25 protein-coding genes and 3 pseudogenes are annotated in these 26,358 nt (G+C 54.8%); 18 read left to right on the top strand and 10 right to left on the bottom strand.

Annotated elements, in window-relative coordinates; translation table 11 throughout:
* The first annotated feature begins 2 nt into the window (after nucleotides 1-2).
* The 10 genes from SG26_RS03255 to SG26_RS22190 all read left to right on the top strand — a co-directional run bounded on the left by SG26_RS03255 (nucleotide 3) and on the right by SG26_RS22190 (nucleotide 6,991).
* The gene (locus SG26_RS03255) at nucleotides 3-539 is read left to right on the top strand and encodes a 50S ribosomal protein L6 (RefSeq protein ID WP_050036838.1); all 537 of its coding nucleotides are present in this window, start codon (nucleotides 3-5) and stop codon (nucleotides 537-539) included.
* Complete coding sequence (locus SG26_RS03250) at nucleotides 539-1,264, top strand: 50S ribosomal protein L32e (RefSeq protein ID WP_008312922.1); 726 nt, start codon at nucleotides 539-541, stop codon at nucleotides 1,262-1,264. Before SG26_RS03255 ends, SG26_RS03250 begins: the two co-directional genes overlap by 1 nt.
* Entirely contained in the window at nucleotides 1,264-1,713 is a 450-nt protein-coding gene (locus SG26_RS03245) for a 50S ribosomal protein L19e (RefSeq protein WP_014040870.1), read from the top strand. Before SG26_RS03250 ends, SG26_RS03245 begins: the two co-directional genes overlap by 1 nt.
* Entirely contained in the window at nucleotides 1,713-2,276 is a 564-nt protein-coding gene (locus SG26_RS03240; RefSeq protein WP_023843357.1) for a 50S ribosomal protein L18, read from the top strand. Before SG26_RS03245 ends, SG26_RS03240 begins: the two co-directional genes overlap by 1 nt.
* A complete protein-coding gene (locus tag SG26_RS03235; RefSeq protein ID WP_004957374.1) occupies nucleotides 2,273-2,911 on the top strand; it encodes a 30S ribosomal protein S5 in 639 nt (212 codons plus the stop codon). The genes SG26_RS03240 and SG26_RS03235 overlap by 4 nt, the downstream gene beginning before the upstream one ends.
* Entirely contained in the window at nucleotides 2,911-3,375 is a 465-nt protein-coding gene (gene rpmD, locus SG26_RS03230; protein WP_050036837.1) for a 50S ribosomal protein L30, read from the top strand. Before SG26_RS03235 ends, rpmD begins: the two co-directional genes overlap by 1 nt.
* Entirely contained in the window at nucleotides 3,375-3,872 is a 498-nt protein-coding gene (locus tag SG26_RS03225; protein ID WP_008312927.1) for an uL15m family ribosomal protein, read from the top strand. Before rpmD ends, SG26_RS03225 begins: the two co-directional genes overlap by 1 nt.
* A gap of 6 nt (nucleotides 3,873-3,878) precedes the next feature.
* A complete protein-coding gene (gene secY / locus SG26_RS03220; RefSeq protein WP_050036836.1) occupies nucleotides 3,879-5,342 on the top strand; it encodes a preprotein translocase subunit SecY in 1,464 nt (487 codons plus the stop codon).
* 93 nt (nucleotides 5,343-5,435) lie between these two features.
* A complete protein-coding gene (locus SG26_RS03215; RefSeq protein WP_050036835.1) occupies nucleotides 5,436-6,257 on the top strand; it encodes an IS5 family transposase in 822 nt (273 codons plus the stop codon).
* Nucleotides 6,258-6,649: 392 nt separating this feature from the next.
* Nucleotides 6,650-6,991, top strand: a complete 342-nt coding sequence (locus tag SG26_RS22190; RefSeq protein WP_079980805.1) for a transposase — start codon at nucleotides 6,650-6,652, stop codon at nucleotides 6,989-6,991.
* A 305-nt stretch (nucleotides 6,992-7,296) separates the two neighbouring features.
* Here the strand turns inward: SG26_RS22190 and SG26_RS20695 are convergent.
* A pseudogene (locus SG26_RS20695) lies at nucleotides 7,297-7,931 on the bottom strand (IS6 family transposase).
* Nucleotides 7,932-8,032: 101 nt separating this feature from the next.
* Between SG26_RS20695 and SG26_RS03205 the strand changes: the two are divergent.
* Nucleotides 8,033-8,215, top strand: a complete 183-nt coding sequence (locus tag SG26_RS03205) for a hypothetical protein (protein ID WP_050036834.1) — start codon at nucleotides 8,033-8,035, stop codon at nucleotides 8,213-8,215.
* On the opposite strand, the gene SG26_RS03200 is transcribed toward SG26_RS03205, so the two are convergent.
* The 3 genes from SG26_RS03200 to SG26_RS03190 form a co-directional block, all read right to left on the bottom strand.
* On the bottom strand, nucleotides 8,216-9,748 hold the full coding sequence (locus tag SG26_RS03200) for an alkaline phosphatase family protein (RefSeq protein WP_050036833.1): 1,533 nt from the start codon (nucleotides 9,746-9,748) through the stop codon (nucleotides 8,216-8,218).
* A gap of 37 nt (nucleotides 9,749-9,785) precedes the next feature.
* Nucleotides 9,786-10,823, bottom strand: a complete 1,038-nt coding sequence (locus tag SG26_RS03195) for a glycosyltransferase family 4 protein (protein ID WP_050036832.1) — start codon at nucleotides 10,821-10,823, stop codon at nucleotides 9,786-9,788.
* Between the two features lie 242 nt (nucleotides 10,824-11,065).
* Nucleotides 11,066-11,950, bottom strand: a complete 885-nt coding sequence (locus SG26_RS03190; protein ID WP_050038241.1) for an IS1595-like element ISHja1 family transposase — start codon at nucleotides 11,948-11,950, stop codon at nucleotides 11,066-11,068.
* Between the two features lie 175 nt (nucleotides 11,951-12,125).
* Between SG26_RS03190 and SG26_RS20690 the strand changes: the two genes are divergently transcribed.
* On the top strand, nucleotides 12,126-13,136 hold the full coding sequence (locus tag SG26_RS20690; protein ID WP_175055140.1) for a glycosyltransferase family 4 protein: 1,011 nt from the start codon (nucleotides 12,126-12,128) through the stop codon (nucleotides 13,134-13,136).
* A 173-nt stretch (nucleotides 13,137-13,309) separates the two neighbouring features.
* The gene (locus tag SG26_RS03180; protein ID WP_050036830.1) at nucleotides 13,310-14,131 is read left to right on the top strand and encodes an IS5 family transposase; all 822 of its coding nucleotides are present in this window, start codon (nucleotides 13,310-13,312) and stop codon (nucleotides 14,129-14,131) included.
* Nucleotides 14,132-14,161: 30 nt separating this feature from the next.
* On the opposite strand, the gene SG26_RS21075 is transcribed toward SG26_RS03180, so the two are convergent.
* The 4 genes and pseudogenes from SG26_RS21075 to SG26_RS03165 all read right to left on the bottom strand — a co-directional run bounded on the left by SG26_RS21075 (nucleotide 14,162) and on the right by SG26_RS03165 (nucleotide 17,278).
* On the bottom strand, nucleotides 14,162-14,326 hold the full coding sequence (locus tag SG26_RS21075; RefSeq protein ID WP_154020787.1) for a hypothetical protein: 165 nt from the start codon (nucleotides 14,324-14,326) through the stop codon (nucleotides 14,162-14,164).
* Between the two features lie 37 nt (nucleotides 14,327-14,363).
* Nucleotides 14,364-15,248 (bottom strand): IS1595-like element ISHja1 family transposase, encoded by an 885-nt coding sequence (locus SG26_RS03175; RefSeq protein ID WP_050038241.1) that lies wholly within the window; start codon nucleotides 15,246-15,248, stop codon nucleotides 14,364-14,366.
* Between the two features lie 288 nt (nucleotides 15,249-15,536).
* Nucleotides 15,537-16,172: pseudogene (locus tag SG26_RS20685) on the bottom strand (IS6 family transposase).
* A gap of 113 nt (nucleotides 16,173-16,285) precedes the next feature.
* Nucleotides 16,286-17,278: an IS5-like element ISHma6 family transposase gene (locus SG26_RS03165; RefSeq protein ID WP_050036828.1), complete on the bottom strand. Its 993-nt coding sequence runs from the start codon at nucleotides 17,276-17,278 to the stop codon at nucleotides 16,286-16,288.
* A gap of 250 nt (nucleotides 17,279-17,528) precedes the next feature.
* On the opposite strand from SG26_RS03165, the gene SG26_RS03160 reads away from it, so the two are divergent.
* Nucleotides 17,529-18,713, top strand: coding sequence for an O-antigen ligase (locus SG26_RS03160; protein WP_079980802.1), 1,185 nt, complete (start codon nucleotides 17,529-17,531; stop codon nucleotides 18,711-18,713).
* A 187-nt stretch (nucleotides 18,714-18,900) separates the two neighbouring features.
* Nucleotides 18,901-19,744, top strand: a pseudogene (locus SG26_RS20680) (IS1595 family transposase).
* 127 nt (nucleotides 19,745-19,871) lie between these two features.
* Here SG26_RS20680 and SG26_RS20675 read toward each other — a convergent pair.
* Entirely contained in the window at nucleotides 19,872-20,807 is a 936-nt protein-coding gene (locus SG26_RS20675) for a glycosyltransferase family 2 protein (RefSeq protein ID WP_079980801.1), read from the bottom strand.
* A 499-nt stretch (nucleotides 20,808-21,306) separates the two neighbouring features.
* Between SG26_RS20675 and SG26_RS03145 the strand changes: the two genes are divergently transcribed.
* Nucleotides 21,307-22,194, top strand: a complete 888-nt coding sequence (locus SG26_RS03145) for a hypothetical protein (RefSeq protein ID WP_050038240.1) — start codon at nucleotides 21,307-21,309, stop codon at nucleotides 22,192-22,194.
* A gap of 5 nt (nucleotides 22,195-22,199) precedes the next feature.
* Here the strand turns inward: SG26_RS03145 and SG26_RS03140 are convergent, their stop codons facing one another.
* The gene (locus tag SG26_RS03140; protein WP_050036824.1) at nucleotides 22,200-23,906 is read right to left on the bottom strand and encodes a DUF6716 putative glycosyltransferase; all 1,707 of its coding nucleotides are present in this window, start codon (nucleotides 23,904-23,906) and stop codon (nucleotides 22,200-22,202) included.
* Nucleotides 23,907-24,021: 115 nt separating this feature from the next.
* Here SG26_RS03140 and SG26_RS03135 point away from each other — a divergent pair, with 115 nt between their 5' ends.
* Together SG26_RS03135 and SG26_RS03130 are read left to right on the top strand one after the other, a co-directional pair.
* Nucleotides 24,022-25,236: a glycosyltransferase family 4 protein gene (locus SG26_RS03135; protein WP_050036823.1), complete on the top strand. Its 1,215-nt coding sequence runs from the start codon at nucleotides 24,022-24,024 to the stop codon at nucleotides 25,234-25,236.
* Between the two features lie 51 nt (nucleotides 25,237-25,287).
* Entirely contained in the window at nucleotides 25,288-26,358 is a 1,071-nt protein-coding gene (locus tag SG26_RS03130) for an Ldh family oxidoreductase (protein ID WP_050036822.1), read from the top strand.

The following is a 26,358-nucleotide window of genomic DNA, read 5'->3' as shown; positions in this document are numbered from 1 at the left end:
CAATGCCACGAGTAGAACTGGAGATTCCGGAGGACGTAGACGCCGAGCAGGACCACCTTGACATCACCGTCGAGGGGGACAACGGCAGCGTCACACGTCGGCTCTGGTACCCTGACATCGACGTGTCTGTCGACGGCGACACAGTCACCATCGAATCCGATGAGGACAACGCCAAGACGATGTCGACGATCGGTACCTTCCAGAGCCACATCGAGAACATGTTCCACGGCGTTACCGAGGGCTGGGAGTACGGGATGGAAGTCTTTTACTCCCACTTCCCGATGCAGGTCGACGTCGAGGGTGACGAAGTCGTCATCGAGAACTTCCTGGGCGAGAAGGCCCCCCGCCGCACGACGATCCACGGCGAAACGGACGTCGAAATCGACGGTGAGGAGCTGACCATCAGCGGTCCCGACATCGAAGCCGTCGGCCAGACCGCCGCGGACATCGAGCAGCTCACGCGCATCAACGACAAGGACGTGCGCGTGTTCCAGGACGGGGTGTACATCACCCGCAAACCGAACCGAGGTGACGCCTGATGGCGGATAACGAAGAAGACGTCGAAGCAGAGGAAGAGTACACCGAACTGACTGACATCAGCGGCGTCGGCCCGTCCAAGGCGGAGTCGCTCCGCGAGGCCGGCTTCGAATCGGTCGAAGACGTTCGCGGTGCCGACCAGTCCGCGCTCGCCGATGTCAGCGGTATCGGGAACGCGCTGGCCGCCCGAATCAAGGCCGACGTCGGCGGACTCGAAGTCGAGTCCGAGACCGAAGCCGAAGTCGAAGAGGAAGGCGGCGAGGAAGCGCCCGACGAGGACGTGGAGACGGAACTCCAGGCCCGCGGGCTCACCGACAAGACGCCGGACCTCTCCGACGAGGACGCGCGGCTCCTGACCCAGCGACACCGGGTCGGCAAGCCGCAGTTCAACCGCCAGGACCACCACAAGAAAAAGCGCGTCTCGACCTCGTGGCGCAAGCCCCGCGGCCAGCTCTCGAAGCAGCGCCGCGGCATCAAGGGCAAGGGCGACACGGTCGAGGCGGGCTTCCGCTCGCCGACCGCGGTTCGCGGCAAGCACCCCTCGGGCTTCGAGGAGGTCCGCGTGCACAACGTGGACGACCTCGAAGGCGTCGACGGGGACACGGAAGCCGTCCGTATTGCCTCGAAGGTCGGCGCTCGCAAGCGCGAGCGAATCGAAGAGGAAGCCGAGGACGCGGGCATCCGCGTGCTCAACCCCACCTACGTCGAAGTCGAGGTGAGTGAGTGATGACAGACCTCTCCGCACAGAAGCGACTCGCGTCGGACGTCCTCGACGTCGGGAAGAACCGCGTCTGGTTCGACCCCGAGCGACAGGGCGACATCGCCGATGCGATTACCCGCGAGGACGTTCGCGAACTGGTCGATGAGGGCGCCATTCAGGCGAAAGACAAGAAAGGCAACTCCCGCGGACGCGCCCGGGAGCGCCAGAAGAAGCGTGCGTACGGCCACCAGAAGGGAGCCGGTTCCCGGAAGGGCAAGGCAGGCGCACGGCAGAACTCCAAGGAGGACTGGGAGTCACGCATCCGCGCACAGCGGACGAAGCTGCGCGAACTGCGTGACGAGGGAACGCTTTCGAGTTCGCAGTACCGCGACCTGTACGACAAGGCCGGCGGTGGCGAGTTCGACAGCGTTGCCGATCTCGAACGTTACATCGACGCAAACCACGGTGACGCATAATGGCGACAGGACCACGATACAAAGTACCGATGCGGCGACGCCGCGAGGCCAGAACCGATTACCATCAGCGGTTGCGCCTGTTGAAATCCGGTAAGCCACGTCTCGTTGCTCGAAAGAGCAATAAACACGTCAGGGCGCAGCTGGTGACGCTTGGCCCCAACGGCGACGACACTCTCGCGTCCGCTCACTCGAGCGACCTCGCCGAGTACGGCTGGGAGGCCCCGACGGGCAACATGCCCTCGGCCTACCTCACCGGTCTGCTCGCCGGGCTTCGCGCGCAGGAAGCGGGCATCGAGGAGGCAGTGCTCGACATCGGACTCAACAGCCCGACCCCCGGAAGCAAAGTATTCGCAATACAGGAAGGCGCAATCGACGCCGGCCTGGACATTCCGCACAACGACGACGTACTCGCCGACTGGCAGCGCACGCGCGGTGCCCACATCGCCGAGTACGACGAGCAGCTCGAGGAGCCGCTGTACAGCGGTGACTTCGACGCTGCAGACCTCCCGGAGCACTTCGACGAGCTCCGAGAGACCCTACTGGACGGTGACATCGAACTATGAGTGCTAACAACGGATGGGAGCCACGGACACGCCTCGGCAAGCAGGTCGTCGAGGGCGAAATCGACTCCATGCAGGAGGCGCTGAACTCCGGGCTCCCGCTGAAAGAATCGGAAGTCGTCGACCAGCTCGTTCCCGACCTGGAAGACGAAGTGCTGGACATCAACATGGTCCAGCGGATGACAGACTCCGGCCGCCGCGTTAAGTTCCGCTGCGTGGTCGCCGTTGGCAACCGCGACGGCCTCATCGGCTACGCCGAGGGGCGTGACGACCAGGTCGGCGGTGCCATCCAGAAAGCCATCGACATCGCAAAGCTGAACATCATCGACGTCTCCCGCGGCTGCGGGTCCTGGGAGTGTGGCTGTGGCCGTCCGCACACGGTCGCGCTGCGCACCGAGGGCAAGGCCGGGAGCGTCGAAGTCGAGCTGCAGCCGGCCCCGCGCGGGCTGGGCCTCGCGGGCGGAGAGACCGTCCGCAAGGTGCTCGAACTCGCCGGTATCGAAGACATCTGGACACGCAGTAGCGGGAACACGCGCACCACGGTCAACTTCGCGAAGGCGACGTTCAACGCCCTGCAGAACACGGCCGAGGCGCGCGTCCCCGAACGGACCTTCGAGAAACGAGAGGTGATCGAGTGATGCACGCGCTCGTCCAGCTCCGTGGCGAAGTCAACATGCACACCGACATCCAGGACACGCTGGAGATGCTCAACATCCACCACGTGAACCACTGCACGCTCGTCCCCGAGACGGACGCCTACCGCGGCATGGTGACGAAGGTCAACGACTTCGTCGCCTTCGGTGAGCCGAGCCAGGAGACGCTGGAGACAGTCCTGGCGACGCGCGCCGAGCCGCTCGAGGGCGACGCCGACGTGGACGACGAGTGGGTCGCCGAGAACACGGACTACGACGACATCTCCGGGCTCGCGTTCGCGCTCCTCTCCGAGGAGACGACGCTACGCGAGCAGGGACTGTCCCCGACGCTCCGTCTGCACCCGCCCCGTGGCGGCCACGACGGCGTCAAACACCCCGTCAAGGAGGGCGGGCAGCTCGGGAAACACGACACCGAGGGAATCGACGAACTCCTGGAGGCGATGCGATAATGACGAGCAAAAAGAAACGACAGCGCGGCTCGCGCACGCACGGCGGCGGCTCGCACAAGAACCGACGTGGTGCCGGCCACCGCGGTGGTCGCGGTGCCGCAGGCCGTGACAAGCACGAGTTCCACAACCACGAACCGCTCGGCAAGAGCGGCTTCAAGCGCCCGCAGAAGGTGCAGGAAGAGGCCGCCACTATCGACGTTCGCGAGATCGACGAGAACGTGACGCTGCTGGCCGCCGACGACGTCGCCGAAGTCGAAGACGGTGGCTTCCGCGTCGATGTCCGTGATGTGGTCGAAGACGCCGACGACGCCGATTACGTGAAGGTACTCGGTGCCGGCCAGGTTCGCCACGAACTCACGCTCATCGCCGACGACTTCTCCGAGGGCGCTCGCGAGAAAGTCGAAGCCGCAGGCGGGAGCGTCGAACTGACCGACCTCGGCCAGGAGCGCCAGGCCGAGGCCGAGACAGACGAAGACGCGGACGCGGACGAGGAATAACGAACGATGAGCTGGAAGGACACCGCCGAACCACTGCTTGTCCGGATGCCCGCAGTCCAGCGGCCGGACGGACACGTTCCGTTCAAGCGCAAGCTCACCTGGACAGGAGGCGTGCTCCTGCTGTATTTCTTCCTGACGAACGTGAAGCTGTTCGGGCTGGACATCGACGCCAGTCAACAGGTGTTCGGGCGCTTCTCCTCGATTCTGGCCTCTGGCCAGGGGAGCATCATGCAGCTGGGTATCGGTCCGATCGTCACGGCGTCCATCGTGTTACAGCTCCTCGGTGGGGCGGACCTGCTCGGGCTGAACACCCAAGACGACCCGCGTGACCAGATCCTCTATCAGGGGCTCCAGAAGCTGCTGGTACTCGTGATGATCTGTCTCACCGGGCTCCCGATGGTGTTTGCCGGCGGCTTCCTCCCGGCTGACACGGCGGTCGCGAACTCACTGGGTATCGGCACGGCCGGTGTCCAGTGGCTCATCTTCGGCCAGATGTTCGTCGGCGGTGTCCTCATCCTGTTCATGGACGAGGTCATCTCCAAATGGGGCGTCGGCTCCGGTATCGGTCTGTTCATTGTCGCCGGCGTGAGCCAGCGACTCATCGGTGGCATCCTGACGACACCGTTTATCGGCAACAACGAAGGGATCATCTACACCTGGTATCTGTTCATCACCGGCGAGCGCGGCACCGGGCCAGTGCTGGCCGCTGATGGCCTCCAGACCGTGTTGCTGCAGGGCGAACTGCTGGGACTGTTCACGACGGTCCTCATCTTCGCAGTGGTCGTCTACGCCGAATCGGTCCGCGTGGAGATCCCGCTGTCGAACGCCCGCGTGAAAGGAGCCCGTGGCCGCTTCCCGGTCAAGCTCATCTACGCGAGCGTCCTGCCGATGATCCTCGTCCGGGCACTGCAGGCGAACATCCAGTTCCTGGGCCGTATCCTGAACGCCCAACTGGGCTCGATGCCGTCGTTCCTCGGCACGTACGCCAACGGCCAGCCGACCGGCGGCCTGTTCTACTTCCTCGCTCCCGTCCAGAGCCGTGGCGACTGGATGTGGTGGCTGGAAGGGACTGCTCAGCCGGTCTGGCAGATCCTGACCCGTGTCGGGATTGACCTGTTCGTGATGATCGTCGGCGGCGGCATCTTCGCCGTCTTCTGGGTCGAAACCACTGACATGGGTCCGGAAGCAACGGCCAAGCAGATCCACAACTCCGGGATGCAGATCCCCGGCTTCCGACAGAACGTCGGCGTCATCGAGAAAGTCCTCGAGCGGTATATCCCGCAAGTGACTGTCATCGGCGGCGCCTTGGTTGGGTTGCTCGCCGTGATGGCCAACATGCTGGGTACCATCGGCGGCGTCTCCGGTACCGGGCTGCTACTGACGGTCTCCATTACGTACAAGCTGTACGAGGAGATCGCCGAAGAGCAGCTCATGGAGATGCATCCGATGATGCGCCAGATGTTTGGGTAGAACTGCGGAAGCTACCTTTCTGGCACTGTAGTTTCGCTAGGCGAGAGCACCGCGATTGCGTTATTGCCGTAGAAAGCGAAGAGACAGATTGGTTTGACATCCGAAATCCGTCTCTTCACCCGTGTTACGGTCGCTAAGTCTAAATCAGTTGTTGCTAACCCGAACGAACCCGCCGACCCCGAAGGGGGTGGCGGGTTCGCCGAATGGGCGATGCTGACGCTCCATGCGCTCCGTATCGAACTGGCAAAATCCTACCGCGTCGCAGTTGATTTGCTAAGTGAGATGCCCGGTGTATTAGAGGAAATTGGCCTCACGCGACTTCCACATTATACGGTTCTCCGCACATGGTTTGAACGGATTCCGACCGAGACCTGGCGTGCGTTTCTCGGCGCGTCGGCCGAGAAACGCACAGGCCACGCTTCGATTGACGCAACTGGCTTTGACCGTGACCAACCAAGCCGACACCACGCCAACCGCACAGACTACCGCGTCCGAGCGTTGAAAGTGACTGCGCTGGTGGATGTCGAAACGCTGTACATCACCGACATCCACTCAACTACCTCGAAGAAACACGACGCTAAGATCGGCCCGCAGGTCGCCCGCCGGAATGCGGGCGACCTGCGGAGCCTCGCTGCTGACAAAGGATACGACGCGAAAGCCTTCCGTGACGAACTCCGTCAAAACGGCATCCGCCCGCTGATCAAACACCGTCTGTTCAACTCACTCGATCACGCTCACAACGCCCGCATGGACAGTGATCGGTACCATCAACGATCCATGTCTGAAACAGTCTTCTCAAGCATCAAGCGCACGCTCGGCGGTGCCGTGCGTGCGCGAAGCTGGTGGCTTGAATTCCGTGAAATCATTCTCAAAGCCACCGTCTACAACCTCCGCCGGAGCGTCCGATATCCGTGAAATGCAGCGCAGTGTATCGAAACTACAGAGCCACCTTTCTTTATTTTATCAATACTGCTGAGCGGCTGCTCCGTTGTCAACCTTCCTTCGTTGAGGTTTGGTGCGAGCCATATTTCGACTGCCCAAACGAATGTGAGGGCAATCTTATTTTCACCGAGTATGGTCTGAACCCGTACTGGGTCGTTACCACTGGCACGTCACTACCTCTCCGAGGAATTCGACATGGAGTACTGCGAACGCCGCGTTTATCGACTGATGTCCGGCTCTGGGCTGTCCTAGAAGTCAGCTCAGTCGGATATGTCAAAAATCAGTTAAGATGCCTAAGAAGTCTGGCAAGACAGATTCAAAAAAGCGCGACAACTTGGACGACAAATACACGATCCTGACCATCTATCAGATATATTCACACTTTCATCGCGGATCTCTATGCGTCGTTTCCCGAAGGTAATCGCCTGTCACTGTCGGTGACAGGCATGTGGGACAGCATCGAGATGCGTGGGACATTCCGGCCAGACGTTCTTCTATCCTGTGCCAAGAACTTCACCAGCGACACGACGATTTGCTTGCTAGACGCTCTCCAGACTGAATTCGGCGAGAAAGTCTGCGTCGTCTTGGACAACACATCGTATTTCACGGCCAATGCAGTACAGGACTTTGTCGAGGCGATACCAATCGGACTGTATTACTATCGGCGGGGTTCAGGTCCGGTGAACTCCGCCGAAGAGTGTTGGTGATACCTCGGTCAGGCCCTTAGAAACCATCTCTTCGACACATTAGATGAACTCCGTGAGGATACATTTGCTGCGCTTGGTATTGTCTACCTTCAAATGGTTGTACGTCTTTATGTCTTTGAGGGTAAGTTTCAACTCTCAATCACGAATCAAATTCACAACTTATGTCTGAAATTAAGTTGTTTGAGAACGTGACGGATAGCGGACCAGATCAAATCACTACGAGTATTGAAACTTGGCCTATGACGTCGTTGATTAGATAATTGATTCCAGACGGAAAGAAACTTGGAGACATTTTTTCATCGTATTCAGAGAAGCTGATTCCATGCGAAGCTGAACGATCTGAGCCAATGTCGGCTGTTTCCGCTTCGGCGTTGCTGAAACAGTTTGAGAAACAGACAGTACGTCGTTTTATTTCTCTGAAGACACGTTCAACAGCATTCCGATTTCCATGTTTTTCGTATCTGAAATCGAAGCCATGTCGTTGACACCCAGCTTGTAACGATCTGGAGCCATCGACGAGAAACACGGCGTCGTCGACGTCGTGTTTCTCAGAGAGTTCGGTGAGAAATGCATGGGCGAGAACCTTCGTTGTAGTTGGTCTAAGCTTCGTATGGAGCAATTTGTTCGTTTGTGGATCGACAGCGGCGTACAGCCAATATCTCTCACCGTTGAGTTGGATCACAGTTTCGTCAACCGCAACGTGATCCGGTGACTGTCCATCTTTGGGCTGTAAATCTGCTTTGTGAACCCAATTATAGACCGTTGATCGAGCGCGTTGGACACCGAATACCTCAAGAACTGAGACAGTATTCGAAAGTGATAGTCCAGCCAAATGCAATTGAATACTCAGCTTCATCAGCAGTCGCGGTGTCGCTTCTCGCTCCACAAAATCTAAGTCGATTTGGTCGATACTACCGCCGAGGCCGGCGTTTTTGGGCATAGACACTTCAAAACCGCCGTGCCTCACTCTTCAATCCTTATCTGAACACTACGGCTCCGACGAACCGAACCACTAACTCTCTCAAAGACGATGGCACGAACATGGAACTCACGGTTGACCTCGACGACGACGTGTATGAGCGGCTCGAATCGCGGGCGAAACGGCACGAGTTTGACACCCCTGCGGAGTACGCCACGGTCATGATTACGACTGTTCTTGACGAACTGGAGGGAAAGGAGGATGACAACGTACGTGATCGTCTAGAGGACCTGGGTTACCTGTGATTATAGGTCAATATTTCGTGCTATAGTACGGATCCTAGCTTTTTCTTGATCTCTCTCGGAGACATTTGCCCGTTTGACCTTCCTGTTTGCTGGCTTGCTGTCGGTAGCGAATACTGACTGTTGTACGGTCCCATCCATGTCTGCTGGCACCGGTCGGTCGTGGAGATGTAGCAACGTCGGGGCGAGATCCAGAATCGATATCGGGTCGTGCGTTCCGGTGGTGAAGTCCGGCCCCGTTGCGACGAACAGGCCTTGGCGCTTATTTTCGGCGTTCCATCCGTCGTCTGTCGGCTTAGTGAACACAGTTTCGCGACCTATTCCACCCGGAATGTGGACACCTTTGGCCTGATCAATTACTAGATCCGGTGCTTCATCCACGTATCTTCCCGAGTAAACGTCTTCACCTTTGTAGACTGCGTCAGCAATTGGATTGCCGTCAGGATCTGACATAGATTCAAGTTCGGTCTGTAATTGATCTCTGATTCGGTTGTATTCGTCAGTTCCATGCTCAGCAGTCAGATATATCGGCCCCTGTCCACTGGCGATTGCGCTGGTTTCCTGCCAGTCTACTGCGTCTGTCTTTCCTTCTTTGTTCACCGCTCCGCTGGTGTCCGGTAGATATTGAAGTATCTCCCGGGGAGTGACATGTTTGGCGAATTGGGTGAGTCCGAGCTTATTTGTTAACTGTATGAGCCGGTCTTTGTTGATGCCGAGGCGATAGAACGTGTCCGCAATGTCAGTGTTTGTTTTGAGGTACGTGTTGCTCTCCAACCAGGAGTTAACGTGAAACACCGTTTCGATGGGATTCGACCCGTGATCGCTCATCAGAACGATATTGCAGTTTGCATCAAGGAACTGGCCGAGGTGTTCGTCGATAATCTGCCATCCTCGGCGTGTGTACTCGTCGTCCCAGAGGTAGTGTTGCAGGGAGTTGATGTAGAAGGTCGTCACCTGGAGGAATGAGACATCATACTCCTCGCGAAGCATTTCCGAAACGGTGAACCGGCTGTCAATCAACTCGAGGATCTCCTCTGCGGCGGCCTTTCTGTCGCCGTCGAGGCGATTGTGCTTTCGGACGCGGTAGTCAAATTCTTCCTTGAGTCGCGATTCCAGTCCGGATGGATGAGCGTACCCGGTGTTTTTCCCGTCTGGGGGACCGGCAACAAGGAACTCGCCGACATCTTTGGGGGGATAGGTGGTCGGGACACCGAGTACACCGACAGGTTCGTTCTCAGCGATGTACTCCCAGAATTCGGTGTTGACATGCTTGCGTTCGGACGGATAGTGAACGCGCTGGTTCTCGACATCAATGTTCTCCCACCAGAAGATACCAATCTTCCCAGGATTCTTGCCCGTCGCATAGGCTTTCCAATTCGGTGAGGTAACTGGAGGTAAGACGGACTCTAGATCTGCACTGACGCCGCTGTCGATTGCCCGCTCGATGTTTGGGAGATGACCAGCTTCGATCCAGGGCCCGAGTAATTCGAAATGGGCTCCGTCGATACCGAAGACGACGGTGGGATGGTCAGTCATTGACTCGTCATTAGCTCGGTTCGATAAAAGTCGTCTGTTAGCGGTCCCGGAAAAAGTCCCGATATGCCGGTCCCAGATGTTCCGGTGTGAACGATGAGACATCTTCGAGTGGGATCGATTCGAGGTTCGTGAGTTGATCCTCAAGTTCCTTGTTCGAGTCGAATGTATTGTCCGTCACCGATGCGACGTCCCCCACATCCCTGGCGAGAACCGGTGTCCCAGCTGCGAGCGACTCGAGCAAGACACGGGGGACTCCCTCAGTAAGCGTTGGATGCACCAGAAGGTTCGCAGCAGCCATGTAGTCGGAGACAGCGTCTGGTGACACTTTGCCGACTAGCGTCACGTGATCTCGAACGTGTTTCGGAACGTCGAGATCTCGTTCGACGCTGCCGACGAAGACGAACTGCAGATCGTCACGTCGTTCTACTATCGATGGAATGACGCGTTCGAGTGTTTCAGTTCCTTTGAGATGTGAGAGGCGGCCGACGAACAGGACGAGTTTCCGATCGTCCGGAACGTCGAGAGAGATAGGATCGGAATCGTCGAATCGAGACGGGTTGACAGCTGGCGGCAGGATAGTGATTCGTTCGGGGGGTACGCCCCGTGCGATCAGTCGTCGCTTTCCGGCCGGCCCGAGTGCGATGTGGCGCGTCGCGAGTCGGATCGGAACCCGACCAAGGATGGCACCGAGTGCAAACGCAGTGAGTCGTTCGCGGCCTCTCGCGACGCGGTACTCGTAAAATCGGTCACCACTGTACCGGTAGACGAATGGGATGTCGTGACGGTTTGCGAGAGAACCAGCGATCGTTCCGTGCAACGGAGGGTCTGTGATCTGAAGGAGAGCGCGTGGGGAGTTTTTCTTGAGATATTCTGTGAGCGCACTGGCCTGACCGCACATGTTGTTGGGGTTGTCCGTGCCGAATATCTGGTAATTGGGCGTATCCAGAATGGCTGTATCAGTCGCAACGAGGTGGTGAGTTCCTGGAACCATCGACGCGATGTCGTCCAGTACGTGACTGACGTTGACTGATGTCGCCGAACCGGTAAAGACAGCAAGAGGCCCAGAATCTCTCATCTAAACTCAGGTTTCTGTTCATCATAATTACTGATTTCGGTATGAGCAGATCCTTTCGATTGTGCCGTTGGTCCCACCATGTAATAAACCAAAGAATCCAGACATATCTGAGTGCGAATGAGAGATAATCAACGGCTTGTGAAAACCCACCGGTTGACGATCTGACCGGTTAAATATCTGGGACAGGTAGTATAGTGCGTCATTGAAAAGAAATACGCTCTTGTGAAGCACGTTGTTGATTTTCAGAGGGCAGCATCAAGAGCATGTTTGAGCGCTTCGTCACCTGGTTTTCTGTAGAGTTCGCAGCGGAGCTGAAAGGCTCTGAGATACGGTGTTAGCTTGTCCTTTGACACTCCTCGATGGGGCGAGAGCCACCGTCGCGTCAGCGACGCGTGGCTCTCGCAACCGTTGACGTGTACTTCGCCATCAGCGTATTCACCGTCGCCGTGGACGACGTATTCGCGGGAGAATGCGTCGTCTTCTTCGAGCAGCTCGTACGCTCGAAATCCGTCCGTATAGACGGTCAGCAACTCCTCATCGTGGTCAGCAAGCAGGAGTCGAATAGTCGATTCACCAGCGGATTTCGCTGGCACGACGTATCGATCGTCCGAGCCACGATCGACCAGCGTGAACACCGGCGGTTTGTCGCCGTCGTACGAGCCTCGTCCACGCGTGGACAGGCCACGCGAGCGCGACTCCTGGTCGCGCTCGCGGCCTTTGAGACCGGCAGAGACGTACACTTCGTCGATTTCGACCGGTCCAGACAGTGTGATCGAAGGCGCGTCGAGCGCGCTGGCGAAGCGCTCGACGCGCCGTCTCACCGTTCTGTACGAAAGATCGAGCTCCGCCTCGATCTGGCGAATACTCGTGTTGAACCGTAAGAACACGTATATCGTGAAGTACCACTCTTTCAGCGAGAGCTTCGAATGAGCGAAGATCGTGCCGGTCTTGTCGTTGAACGTCCGGCCGCAATTCTTACACAGATACCGCTGATACTCCCGATAGCTGCCGTTTCTGACCGCCAGGTCAGAACGGCAGCGGGGGCACTCGACGCCATCACGCCAGCGAACCTGCTGCAACAGGTCCGCTGCAGCCGATTCCGACACGAACCGGCTTATTGGGAACATATCGGGCACCGCTGGCGCGGTGCCCTTGCCCTCTTCGACTTTCAGCCGCAGCTCTCGCTATCAACAATCTCCTTCGCAAGAGCGAAGAAATATTAAATAGCATTATCTCCACATAGATAGTGGCTATCGATAGGTGTGACGATATATATTGATGTCCCGAGATATACTTAATACAATGACAGATAGGCCGAAGAAGGAAACAACCGTACTTTACCCATGTCGGCTTGACCTACAAAATCCTATTCAGACTGTCCATAGGGAAGTTGCACGACGGTTATCTGATTCATTCTTTATTACTACTTTTGCAGAGAATCCCGGCACTGTCAGATCATTTGCCGATCGGGTTATTGAGCTTGATGCGACTGATAATAAAATGAAAAAAGCCCTCCCAGTTTGTCGAGAGTTTGCTCGCGGCCATGATCTTGTACATACCGGTATGGGTGGGACAAAAAACGCTACGACGCTGGCGAGAATCGCGAGTCTCCGTGGTAGTCGGATCGTTCATACCCATCACACAACGACCCCGTCGAATAAGGCTCAACAGCAGTGGTACGCGAAGCATGCCGATAGCGTGACCGCCGTGAGTCGATACGTCAGCGACTGGGTTGCCGAAGATCTCAATAATCCAGCGGTAGCTACTATACCAAACGGCGTGGATCTCAGTCGATTCTCTCCAGAGAATGCAGACACAGACCCCTCGATTGCTTTGTTTGTTGGTCGGTTGGTTGATAGAAAGCATCCAGAACTGGTCTTACAAATAGCCGAAAAATATTCCAACCTCCGTTTTCTCATTCGTGGAAAAGGGCCATTAAAGGAGTTCTTGACTGCTCGGGCACCAAAGAATCTGGAATTTGTCGACCGGTTGTCTGAAGACAAACTGGCAAAGCTATACTCTCGTGCTGCCGTTCTGCTTGCTCCGTATGAACAAGAAGGGTTTGGAATGGTTGTGTTAGAGTCTATGGCCTCAGGAACGCCCGTGCTTGGCTTTAATGATGGCAATCTACCCCATCTCATAGGGGAGAAGGGAGGTATGTTATGTGAGACGTTGAATGGCAATGAGTGGACAAACAAGTTGGATCAAATACGATCTGATAACGTTGATTTACACCCGCGACAGGTAGCTAAAGTATATTCTTGGGAAGACATCGCCAACCAATACGAACAACTGTATACCAATATTCTATAATACAAAAGAATATAGATTCCAGAAGTTAATTCTAACTCGAATAGTTATTAATATAACTTACTTCACAATTCGAATTGCTGACATCCGATAGCAAAGAACAGCCAAAAATATAATGCGAATGGGCTCTGTTGAAATCCTCAGAGAGCTACAGGTGCGCCCGGTAGTCTGACCGGATGCAAGCCCTCCCAAAATCACGGTTGCTCAGGTTTGTCGAGCAGGCATTTCACTTGGCCCGCCGAGCTGTCGCTCGCTACTCTTCGAAGTTTTCGAAACGACGGTACACACTCCACCAGCACATCGTCTTGCTTTGTCTCAAGGTGCGGAAGAACACGACGTACCGAACCTTGCTTGACGAACTCATCGAGATGCCTCGGATTCGGAGAGCCATCGAATTGGAGGAGCTCCCTACTCCTTCGACGTTGTGTAAGGCGTTCAATCAACTCAATATGGCTGTTTGTCGCGTTCTGCTCAACCTCTCGGTTACACTCCTCCCGACTAACAGTGTCGTCGGGATTGATGCGTCCGGGTTCGACCGCAGTCACGTCTCAAAACACTACTCAAAGCGAACAAAGCTGACAATTCAGCAGCTGAAAGTCACACTTCTCGTGGACACGAGAGCGAATGCTATCCTTGATCTCCACGTGACGACGACCAGAAAACACGACTCGAAGATCGCGCCATCACTCATCAAGCGGAATACCGGTGAAGTAGCGGTTCTCCTTGGACATAAGGGATACGACGACCAGAAGATTCGCGCGTTAGCCCGTGAGGCTGGTGTTCGCCCGCTAATCAAGCACCGAGAATTTTCGTCGCTCCACAAGGCATGGAATGCACGATTAGATTCGGAGTTGTACGGTCAACGAAGTCAAAACGAGACAGTGAACTCACGTCTTAAGCGGAAGTACGGTGTGTTCGTCTGGTCTCGATACTGGTGGAAGCAATTCCGTGAACTCGCTATTGGCTGTCTTACTCACAATCTTGATCAGACACTCTGACTGGATCAAGCGAAAAACACCGACAGAACATTAGTCCTGCTGTGCCTCTAATTCTTCGACCCGTTGTTTCAGTTCCTCTAACTCCTCATCTGTTTCTTCGCCCGTAGCACGGTTAATGAAGGCGACTACCCCGATGAATACAGGTACGGTAACGACCACGAACAGGAAGAGAATAAACCAGACTTCAGGGCTCATATTGAGACATCGCTCTTGTGAAGCACGTTGTTGATTTTCAGAGGGCAGCATCAAGAGCATGTTTGAGCGCTTCGTCACCTGGTTTTCTGTAGAGTTCGCAGCGGAGCTGAAAGGCTCTGAGATACGGTGTTAGCTTGTCCTTTGACACTCCTCGATGGGGCGAGAGCCACCGTCGCGTCAGCGACGCGTGGCTCTCGCAACCGTTGACGTGTACTTCGCCATCAGCGTATTCACCGTCGCCGTGGACGACGTATTCGCGGGAGAATGCGTCGTCTTCTTCGAGCAGCTCGTACGCTCGAAATCCGTCCGTATAGACGGTCAGCAACTCCTCATCGTGGTCAGCAAGCAGGAGTCGAATAGTCGATTCACCAGCGGATTTCGCTGGCACGACGTATCGATCGTCCGAGCCACGATCGACCAGCGTGAACACCGGCGGTTTGTCGCCGTCGTACGAGCCTCGTCCACGCGTGGACAGGCCACGCGAGCGCGACTCCTGGTCGCGCTCGCGGCCTTTGAGACCGGCAGAGACGTACACTTCGTCGATTTCGACCGGTCCAGACAGTGTGATCGAAGGCGCGTCGAGCGCGCTGGCGAAGCGCTCGACGCGCCGTCTCACCGTTCTGTACGAAAGATCGAGCTCCGCCTCGATCTGGCGAATACTCGTGTTGAACCGTAAGAACACGTATATCGTGAAGTACCACTCTTTCAGCGAGAGCTTCGAATGAGCGAAGATCGTGCCGGTCTTGTCGTTGAACGTCCGGCCGCAATTCTTACACAGATACCGCTGATACTCCCGATAGCTGCCGTTTCTGACCGCCAGGTCAGAACGGCAGCGGGGGCACTCGACGCCATCACGCCAGCGAACCTGCTGCAACAGGTCCGCTGCAGCCGATTCCGACACGAACCGGCTTATTGGGAACATATCGGGCACCGCTGGCGCGGTGCCCTTGCCCTCTTCGACTTTCAGCCGCAGCTCTCGCTATCAACAATCTCCTTCGCAAGAGCGTTGAGACATTATCCAGATGCTCAATTGTTTCTTTCGCCCCACTCCAGATACAGGTTCTATCGACAGATATGACGAGCTAATAGGATTTCAACAGAGCCTGCGAGTGGGGAATTAAATAATGATGAACGAAAGATACTAGTCCCTAAAATAGCCACAAGTATGGTAATCGATATAAGGGTCCGTGCTGGGTTGGATTGATGGTGTTTAGTTAGGGGCATTGAGCCATCGAGCGAAGTTCTGCAACCGGTTTTCAGCGGTTTCCGGCTCGGCGTGACTGAAGCAGTTTGAAAACGACGAGGTTCGACACTTCAGCTCTCGAAAAATCCGTTCGACAGCGTTCCGATTTCCGTGGCGACATATTTGAAATCAGAGTCCAGCTCGTTGAAATGTAGCTTGGAGGTGTTGAGCGCCGTTGACGAGAAAGACAGCAGTTTCGGCATCGTGTTTTTGCCGAAGTTCGCGCAGGAAAACTTCCGTGAGGGCGGTCGTAGTCATCACAAACAGCCGGACGTGAATCAGTTCGTTCGACTGCGGATCGGCGGCCGCGTACAGCCAGAATTACTGATCGTTGATCCGAATCACTGTTTCGTCGAGCGCAATCTGATTCGGCTCTTTCCCGGACTCTGGCTGTAAATCGGCTTTCTGAACCCAATCGTGGATGGCTTTGCGACTGCGTTGGACACCCAGATCTTCGAGTAATTCGACGGTATTCGACAGTGACAATCCCGCAACGTGCGATTGAATACCCAACGCCATCGCTGACTCGGGTGTCCGCTCACGCTCCACAAAATCCAAATCAATCCAGTCTCTATGCCCGCTGAGGCGGCTGATTTCTGCCATGAACCAGCAAGAAATCCGTCCGCCTCACTTTTCACGCTTAACTACTATATCAGCAAGGTTAACCTAAACACTGATCTTCATAAACTATATAAGAGGGTGTCATAGAACTCTTCTCACACCGTGATGATCGTGCTTCCCGGATTGTCTCCGCGTTCGTAATTGGTGATTGCGACGACCAGGCGAAGACACAGTGCGAGGAAGACCTGCGCTCGTGCGTGGGCGCGGCCTCGGTCGTGCGTTCGCCCGAGGCCGCAGTCCTTCACTGATTCGTTGGTTCGTTCCACTCCAGTGCGGCGATTGTACGTCTGGTTTAGTATCGATTGTTTCAGCTGTACATCCTCGCTGTGTTTCTCAATGCGGTCCTCGACCCTGTATTCGATATCTTTCGGGTCGTCAGCGTTTCTAGCATTGTACGGGGCGACTGGCACGACCCCTGCGGCCAGCAGGTGGTCGTGCCAGTCGAGAGTGTCGTAGGCGCTGTCACCGACCATCCAAATCGGCTTGGCGACGGCGAGCGCGTCACAGGTGACGCGCATCGCCGTCTCTTCTGGCGCTTGTTTGCTCTCGGTGAACTCCGCTGCAATCGGTATTTTTTGTCCGGTCGAAACAATCGTACAGCCGTAGCCGTAGTAGTACTCTTCATCGGTTGGATCGTAGCATTTCGACGCATCTTGGTCAGCGGGCATCGCCCTCACGTCGGTTGAATCGATGCAGTAGGTCAAGTCGAGCAGGCCGCGCTGGGCGGCCTGCTCGACGAGGTGGTCAAAGACTTCGTCGACGACGTGTTCGAGGTCAGTAAGGAACCGATCGACCGCGTCTCTTGACGGCGGTCGATCGAAGCCACAGCTCAGCCAGACAACCGTGTTCTGAAGCTCCCGCTCAGCAGGACGAATTCCGTAGATATCACGGTAATAGCAGTGGAGGAACCCACGCAGCATCTCTGGTGGTTTATGTTCTCGTGTTCGCCCCGTCTCCGCCAGGGCGAACACGTCGAACTCGCCAAGAAACTCGAAGGAGAGATGCTCAAACAACGCTAACGTCTCGGTCTCCGCGACATTGAAGAACGACTCTACCGAAGGCTCATTCTGCAGGGTCGCTGAGTCCATACCACCTCAGCATTCACCCTGCTCTTTGGTGTGGTAACTGTTCTATGACACCCTCTATATAATGTTATTTTTTGCCTAATCAAATCTAACTTGAATAGATCGAAGTATTTAACAACCAGTGGAGGACTTTTTTGGCATACATATTTGAAAATGATTTCAACAAAGTATTAAGATCTCATTCGAACACCACTGTTTTAATGATAAGATGTTTAATCACAAAATAACACTCCCATTAAATACACACTAAACTATGAAAAAGGAAAATTTAGCTGCCTTGATTGGAATTCTACTTCTTTCGATCGTTGGGCAATCACAACTTCAATTGTCATCAAAACTGACGACCGGAGCCTTAATAATCATCTACACATTCATTATATTAATTTCCCTATCTCGTTGGGGTTATACTTTCAAAATCCATCCAAATATTCTTTTATCTGTGGTTTTATTGCCCACCTTTTTCGCTATTCGCTTGATTCCTTCCCCCATCAATTCTCCATCATTACTGCTGTTCCCTGTGTACACTGGTCTATTTTTAGTGGGGAACTTCATTGCGATTCCGAAACTCTTCACTTGGCTTCGCTTCTGTCAGATCGTGAGTCGGCTTGGGACGGCGCTTGCCATCCTCGGTGCGATTATACTGGTGACTGGGGGTATTGATCTTGGTCTGTACGAGCTTACCCCTTGGAAACCAAACCGACTCATTATGAGTTCGCTGCTAACGAATCCGAATACTTTCGGATTCGTCATGATGATAGGGACATTCGCAGCGATATATGAGTACACCCAAACAAAACACTGGCAGCCAATTGTACTTACTATCGTCGGGGTAAGTGCCCTTTATATGTCCAGAGCCCGTTCGCCGATGCTGGGTCTCAGTGTTGCCCTCGGGTATCTTCTTGTGGCACGTGTGTTTAATAGAACAGCACTTCCATACATTGTCATCCCGCATTTCGTTGGAATTGGATTGTTCTTATCGGCTGTCCTTGGTATCTTACCGCTACCATCAGAATTTTTTTTAATTAACTTTTCTGGCCGGTTAGTAATCTGGGACGCTGCTGGCCAAGCTATCAGAGACTCGTCATTTTTTAATCTTGTTGTGGGTCAGGGCTACATTTCTCCGCCTGATCTTCTCGCTGAATACATTGCCCCAGAACAGAAAGTCACCGGACTTCATAACGCCTACCTTCAAATGCTTGTTAGGTTCGGAATAGCTGGTTTGCTCTTGCACTTCACGGTGTATTTTCTCGGGAGCCTTCATGCCGTGCGGAGTCAGAATATCAACATCTATCCGGTTACGCTCGTCCTTGGTATATCAGTCTATATACTTTTTGAGAGTCCCCTCTTTTTTACACCGGGAATCACATCAGTACTACAAGGTCTCGTGCTCGGATATGCGCTCAAACTAGATCTCGCGATGTCCCCACACGGTAATTAATTCATATGAGTGGGAATTTTTCGTTTGCGGCCACAACCACTCGTAAACAAAAGAGATGCAGAAAGTAACTAATCCGGAATCGAAGGTACGTTCTTTTTCAGAAGACTGTTGATGAGCTGTAGCAGTAGCTGGAAGTTACAGCAGGCAGGGGCGGCGCGGCCGCGCCACCCGACGAAGCCTCCTCCCATTGAAGACGCTCGTATCGGAGCGTCAAGCCGTGAATTTGGTGGCACATTCATTGAGGTAACGGCATTTATTGCTTGCGCTGCGTGCCGAATCAGCGATTCGGTACGGCAGCTGTAGTTTATTTTATTATTACTTATGTGAAAATTTCAGCTGCAAACTCAATAACAAGTCCAGCACGGTCTTCAAATACTCAGCGACACCGCTCATGGGGTGGTATCTCGCCGTCTACAGCTATATCCGGCTGAACACGGTCATTCGATAATTCAATCCTAAACTTGTCGTATCGTACAAGACGGTCTACTGGCGCGTCCAGCGCTTCCTACAGGCGCAGGACGCGTCTAAGCCACAGTTCAAAGCCCCACTGCGAATATACGTCAACACAGGGAAGAAGGGCCGCGAGCACGACGATGTCGCGCTCGCGTGGCCTATCTATACGCGATCGTTGAACGTATCACGAAGACAAGTCGGCTGTGTTAATCCTTGTTGACCCGGGAGAAATATACGGTCATCCAGCGAGAAGCGCCGATGAGCCAACATTTCAACTCTTGCTTGACGACCGCAAAGAGACATCCTATACTGACAGCTTTCGAGCGTACGAGTCACTCAACGAGGACGATGAATTCAATCGCTAGTACGTCGTCCACGGCGGGTGAATACGCTAATGGAGACGTGCACATAAACATATGCGAGATCCACGCGTTGGCGGCGCGATGGTGGCTTTCGCTGCACGGAGGATCTCTAAAGGCAAACTCATACTCTATCTCAGAGCGGAACAGTTTCGAAAACGCGTCCGCCATAAGCCCAGCGACGAAGCGCTCAAAACCATCATCGAAACTGCGCTATGATGCTACCAACAACCCTCCATCTATTCATGTAGGGCCATCTAAACTTCTACAGTTTGACCCTCGCCACCGACGACTGGTTCGAGAAAATCTTGTGAATTGATGTCTACAGATGAGTGAAGGTAAAATATCACTCTGAACACCGAATACATCCGATTTTCGCCATCAATTGTTCAACGACAGTCACCCCTGGACGGCCAAAAATAGACCCGAATAATCGCCCGAGATACGGAAGGGATATTTGGGGATGATAGTACACTGCCTTCGCAAATGCATAGCTGGCTTTTGGCGACCATGAATGTGTTCCTACGAGATACGATCCTTTCCGGTTGTAGAACCTTGCAAGTGCAGTTCGTTGCACTTCTTCTGGGAATTGATTATACAGACATCGGTATTTTTTGAATATTCGTTTATGGCCAACAATTGCGCCCCAAGAGGAACTGACCGAACCTGACACGTCACGCTTTAGAATCCCTGGTTCGGGTACAAAATCGAAATTTGTCGATTGAGCGAATTCGATTTTCATATAGATATCTGTTGAGCCAGGTGGTGTAGGAAGCGGAGCTGTCGAAGACAACACATCTATATCTATCAACATTGTTGACGTTACACAAGAGAACAGATTAAACTGAAGTGCTTGTTCCAACACATCCCCTCGGCCAGCCTCTCTAGGGAGATGGATAGTTCCGTTGTCGTTCCGTAACCCACAGTACACTACACCAACTTCATCTTGACTTTCTAAAAGAAAAACCTGTTTCGAGAACTTCTCTCCGATGATTTCGTCATCATCGTCAAGAAACTGTACGTAGCGTCCAGAGACTTCATCAAGTCCACGATTAAGCGCAGCATTCTGGCCACGATTTTTTTCAAGAGGTACGTAACGGAGCCCGTGGTACTCACATGATTCAACAGTCGGCCGTGCATGCTCTTCGCCAGAATCGTCAACTACAATGACCTCAATGGGCCTGTATGACTGGTTGTAGACGCTCTTAATAGCTTGCAGAAGCAAATCGTTCCGATGATATGTAGGAATTATAACTGATACCATCGGGTCCGAATCCGGCATATTCACCAACACGATACGTGTGTCTATTAAACGTACTGTCTGATTGATGGACGGTGTTTAGTTAGGCGTCAAAAGTGAGGCGGTCAAACCCAGCGACCCGTCCATATGACGATCGTTCGAGCGGTAATCACCGACTGGGACGGGCCCTCTGGTAGTGGCAACGCTGTCGGGTCGGCTCCGTTGCTGACTCCAACAGCTTCGTGACATCCTGGATCTGGAGTCAGCGTCAACCGCCCGTCCAGCTACTGTTTCGTGAACGAACTTACCGCTAGGACCAGTTAGCCGAAGACGCTTTGTGACTCGATGGAAACGCTACTCTCTATGAGAGCGTGAATCAAGATAGGGCGCGTGAGACCGCTCAGTATCTCGTGCCATCAAGCACGTTTTTGTGAGATACTGATAATAATTATTGCAGTATCAAAACGCTCAATACATCCACGACAGTTCCATAGATAACAATAGCCTTCCAATGTATCCGATACGAACACTTGCAAAGAAGATGAAGACAGCACTTAGGAACCCGAATGCGGTTCCCGACGCGATTCTGCGTACCCTTTCTGAAACGAACAGGCGACTTGCCTATTGGTATCATGGCGTTCAGTTCTATCCAGACGGTGTCGATATTTTCACTGAGGACTGGGACAATCTTATTATCCTCGACGCATGCCGGTATGACGAGTTTGAACGTGCGTGTGAGTTTGACGGCGTCTTGGAGTCACGCCTGTCACGGGGAAGTATGAGCGAAGAATTCGTGCGCGGGAACTTTAGTGGGCAATCAGCAACGGACACGGTATACGTTTCATCGAACCTGTGGTACGCAAAGCTGCATGACGAGATTGACGCCACTATCCATGAGTTTATGCCGGTTGAAAGAGACGCATTCAACGGCGAGACGAGCCATCCCGCTACGGTCACGGCGGCTGCTCGCGACGCTAACGAACGATACCCGAATAAACGGCTTATTATCCACTATCTTCAGCCACACCAGCCGTATTTCGATGACGAGGGTGAAAAGTTTCGACTCGGCGCCCGCTTCCCGCGTGATCTCCGAAATCAACCACACAATCGTGACGATATTATCAAAGCGTATCGAGACACTCTGGCGTTGACACTGTCATCTGTCGAGGAATTGCTTAACGACCTCACCGGGCAGACGGTGATTACTGCAGACCACGGTGAACTCTTCGGCAGCCGCGCCCGCCCACTCCCGGTACGTCGATACGGTCACCCCCGTGGAACGTATGTCAAACCGCTCTTGAAAGTGCCTTGGTTCATCGTCGAGTCCAACCAGCGCAAAGAAATCGCTGATGGTTGTCGGTCAAATACTATTGCAGTTAACGACGCAACCGTTGACAACCAATTAGAAGCACTCGGGTACAAAATCTGACCGCTTCAGTGTCGCCCTTCGATGTGTGCAGCAATCCTTTCGCCTGTGTCGTACTCATATCGATATGACTCGGCGAATCGTCGCTGTTGCTCCGTGATTTGTTGAATTTTATCCCATGTGAGCCTCTGGAACAAGTCGTTAACTTCCTTGACGGTCCGACAGACAGGCGCTGGACCCTCACTGCTATAGGGGTACGTCGAGATGAGTGGCTCCCATAAGTTGACACAGACACACGGTGTCCCGACGTACATCCCTTCGAGCCCGACGTTCGAGTTTATTGTGACGACCAGATCTGCTGTCCGGAGATGGGTTCGAAGCCCTTCGGTTTCGACCATTGTGTCCGCAACTACGTCCAAGTCAAGCGAGTCCAGCAGTGACTCGTAGAACGCTACCCGCTCGTCCGGATGGATCTTGATCACTACCTCTTGATCTTGTATCGGGCACGCTTCGATACCCTTTAGAACCGCTATACAGAACCTTTCGCGGACGTTATCTGGACCATCTTGTGTCGCGAGAACGATTTTGAGTCGCTCTTTCTTGTGTGCTGTCGTGGTCATCTCCTCGTCGAGCGTCTCCTGTAGGTACGGCCGCCCTGCAGGGACGAGTGTCGGTAGTCGCTCATTGTCGAACGACGCATCGAGGTAGCCCTGGTCAAAGTTGCTTGCGAGGAACATCGTCGTTTCAGGGTGGTGGAGGTACATCCGTTCCTTGGGATGAGCGATCGAGTGGGGAACGTAGTACGTACTGAGTCCGCATTCCCTTGCGAGTGCCAGTATAGCCCGATCTTCCGGACTGTTGCCACCGACGACAACCCGTTCACATCCGGTTCGAGAGAACGCGCCAGCCGCACTGGTTGCGAAGAGGAAGTTGTGGATATTCCCGCGACAGCCACTCACAAACGCGTACCGGACTGAGTGGGTAAGCTGTACCCCTACCTTCACCTGTAGCGCGTCGCGCAACTGGCGTTCAGTCTGCCGGTCAATCAGAAACTCCTTACCGAAGCGTACTAAGAATCCGACCTCGCAGAGGAACGTGTGTCCGTCGACAAGTGATGAGAGACTTGCTGCATCGGTGTCGCTCCATTTATCGAGACTGTTGTTGAAGAAAATCGGTGCGCGGACCACGACAAGGAACGAGCGCTGTAACCCCTCGACGACTGGACGTGTACTGGACTCGCGTCCTGAGTACGGAAACACCACCGTCTCGGCCTGTTCGACGGTGTTGCCTCGACCGACAATTCCGAGCAGCAGCCACACGAACTGACTGGCGAGCAACACTACAGTCGACAGTATGTCCTGCGCCCACGCCTGCCGCCTTTCGGTCGAAGCCTCACCGTTGCTCTCGCCCGCGCTCCGGATGTCGAACTCCTGTGTCGCCTCGATATCGGCCAGCAAGGCATCGTACTTCGGATCGGAGATGTCGGTGACGACGACACTCGGGTCAGCATCGTGTATCCGATCGACCAGGGGGTCATACAACAGCGCAAGCTCGAACAGAGAACCTTTCTTCTCGAGCAAGATGTGCTTCCACAGAGAATCAAGTATCGGGATTCGGGTTGGGGTATCGTCCTCTATTGTTTCGAGTTGTTGCTTGAGTTCGTAGTAACGGTCGTACTCGATACTTGAGACCACTGCAGGCAGTGAGACGACGTTCGCCGCCGGATCGCTAATGTACTCATCGGTGATGTATAGATGTGTCCTCGACTTCGCCATTGTCAAGCATACCGCGATGACCGTATTTAAACTGTGTAGTTCGCGAATCAGTGGCTAACAACCGAGTACGGCATCGATGATGAGACTTATTACCCGGATCTGGGAAGCCAACAGCATGAGTAAGTCTCTCCATATCGGGATGGTATCTTGTTATTTTCCGCCATCTATTGGAGGCGTTCAGGGACATATTGCCGAGATATCGGCCGAACTCCAGCGCCGTGGGTACGAAATCAAGGGCCTGACGACCGTGACGGAGACGTCGTCAATCGACGACTCAATGGAGATTACGCGAATTACGGCCCCACGGACGCTCAAACGAACCGTTCCCATCCCCCAGCCGCTACGGATGATCGAGGTCGTCCGAGCAGCGCGCAGGCTAAGCCGTACGTGTGACCTCATCCACGTCCACTCATCGAAGCGGATGTTCACTGTTATCGCAGAACTCGTCGCAGAGCTCTCCTCGACACCCATCGTGCTGACTGTCCATGGAGGTGGTATCGTCGACCTCCCGGATCTGTCGACGCATCGCCGTATCCCTCACAACGTCAATCGATGGCTGCTGCTTCGTCTCGCTGACGTCGTCGTGTCGACTTGCCCCTACTTCACTGATATAGCGACTCGATACATTCCACGTTCGAAGATCCGTTCGATCCCAAACGGCATCGATACCGACTTCTTCACACCCATCCCTGCTGACAGGAGCAATCTGGACGTGCTAGACTCGCTGGGCCCCGACGCGAACGTGCTCCTCTCGGTGAACATGATAAAACGAGTGAAGGGAATGCAGTACGTCGTGCAGGCGCTGCCGGAAGTACTTGAGGCGTACCCGGACACCCACTACGTGATCGTCGGTGACGGGACCTGGAAGACAGTACTCGAGGATATCGCCGAGGAGCGTGGCGTCCGTGATCACCTCCACTTCGCCGGCGCCGTCTTCGACGAGGAGGTCGTTCGGGAGTATCTCCGGGCGGCCGATATGGCGTTGATCCCCTCCAGCGGGGAATCGACGAGCATCTCGACGCTGGAGGCGATGGCGACAGAGTGCCCAGTCGTGGCGACGCCTGTCGGTGGCATTGATGATCTGCTGGGCGACAACGAGCGAGGGCGGGTCGCCGAACTGTTCCCGCGTGGGTCGTACATGCGGAAGGGGCCAAAGACGCTCCCACCGGAGAAGATAACCATGCTCGCCGATCAGATCGAGTGGGTTCTCAACAACCCAGAGGAGGCCGACCGGATGGCACAGGTCGGCCGGGAGTACGTGCTGGACAACTACGCGTGGCCGGTCATCGTCGATCAACTTGAAGACGTATACGCCGAACTCACCCCGTGAGAAACGGTTGATACACAATGTTTATTTCCCGGGAATCGGGAGATTCTACCCATGGAAGTAACCGACGAGGATGCAGTTTTGGTTCCCGAACAGGAGGCCTACGAGTACGTCCGCGACGCGTTCGTCAGCGCTGGTGTCGACGAAGGTGTCGCCAAGGACACCGCACGCGGGATGTGGTTTGCCTCGATCCGCGGTGTTGACTCTCACGGAATCCGATTGCTTCCCCACTACATCGAGGAAGTACAGGGCGGGCGTATCAACCCCTCACCAGAGTTCGAATTCGAGCAGATGGCCGGTGCCATCGGTCGCCTCAACGCCGATCACGCCTTCGGCCACGCCGCCGGCAAGCGGGCGATGGAACACGCAATCGAGATGGCTGATGAGGTCGGGGCCGGTCACGTCGTCGTCGCCAACTCCAGTCACTGCGGGTCGATGGCGTACTTCGGGCTGGACGCCGCCGAGGAGGACATGATCGGGTACGCGAGTACACACTCGACGTCAAATACAAAGACGCCGAACTCGACGCGACCGTTCTTCGGGAACAATCCGATCTGTGTCACGGCCCCGATGGCCGACGAGGAGCCGTTCTGTTTCGATGCCGCCATCACGCCGATCACGTTCAACGAGGTCAAACAACGGCGTGACAGCGGCCAGCAGCTCCCGCCGAGTGCGGCGGCCGACGAGAACGGTGAGGAGACTCTCGACCCACACGAGGCGACGCAACTGCTCCCCATCGGGGACTACAAAGGGTTCGGGCTGGCGATGGTCGGAGATATCATGAACGGACTTCTCTCGGGGATGCCAGTAGGTCGTGACATATCGAGCATGTTCGGCGATCCGATGGACGAGCACCGACGGCTCGGCCACTACTTTTCGGCGGTACAGGTCGACGCGTTCGTCGACGTCGAGGAGTTTAAACAAGACCTCCAAGAACTGGCCGAAGATATCCGCGAGGAACCGCGTAAGGACTCGGACACGCCAGTACACGTCCCGGGTGACCCGGAAAAAGAGGCCAAAGCTGAACGGATCGAAGAGGGCATTCCGGTTCCCAAGCATACGCTCGAACGGTTCGACGACATCGCCGAGGAGTTCGACCTTGAACCGCTCGTCGAGGAGTACTGA

Source organism: Haloarcula sp. CBA1115 (assembly GCF_000827835.1).
In the GTDB taxonomy this organism is placed as follows: Archaea; Halobacteriota; Halobacteria; order Halobacteriales; family Haloarculaceae; genus Haloarcula; species Haloarcula hispanica.
This window is presented reverse-complemented; position numbering and strand designations above follow the sequence as displayed.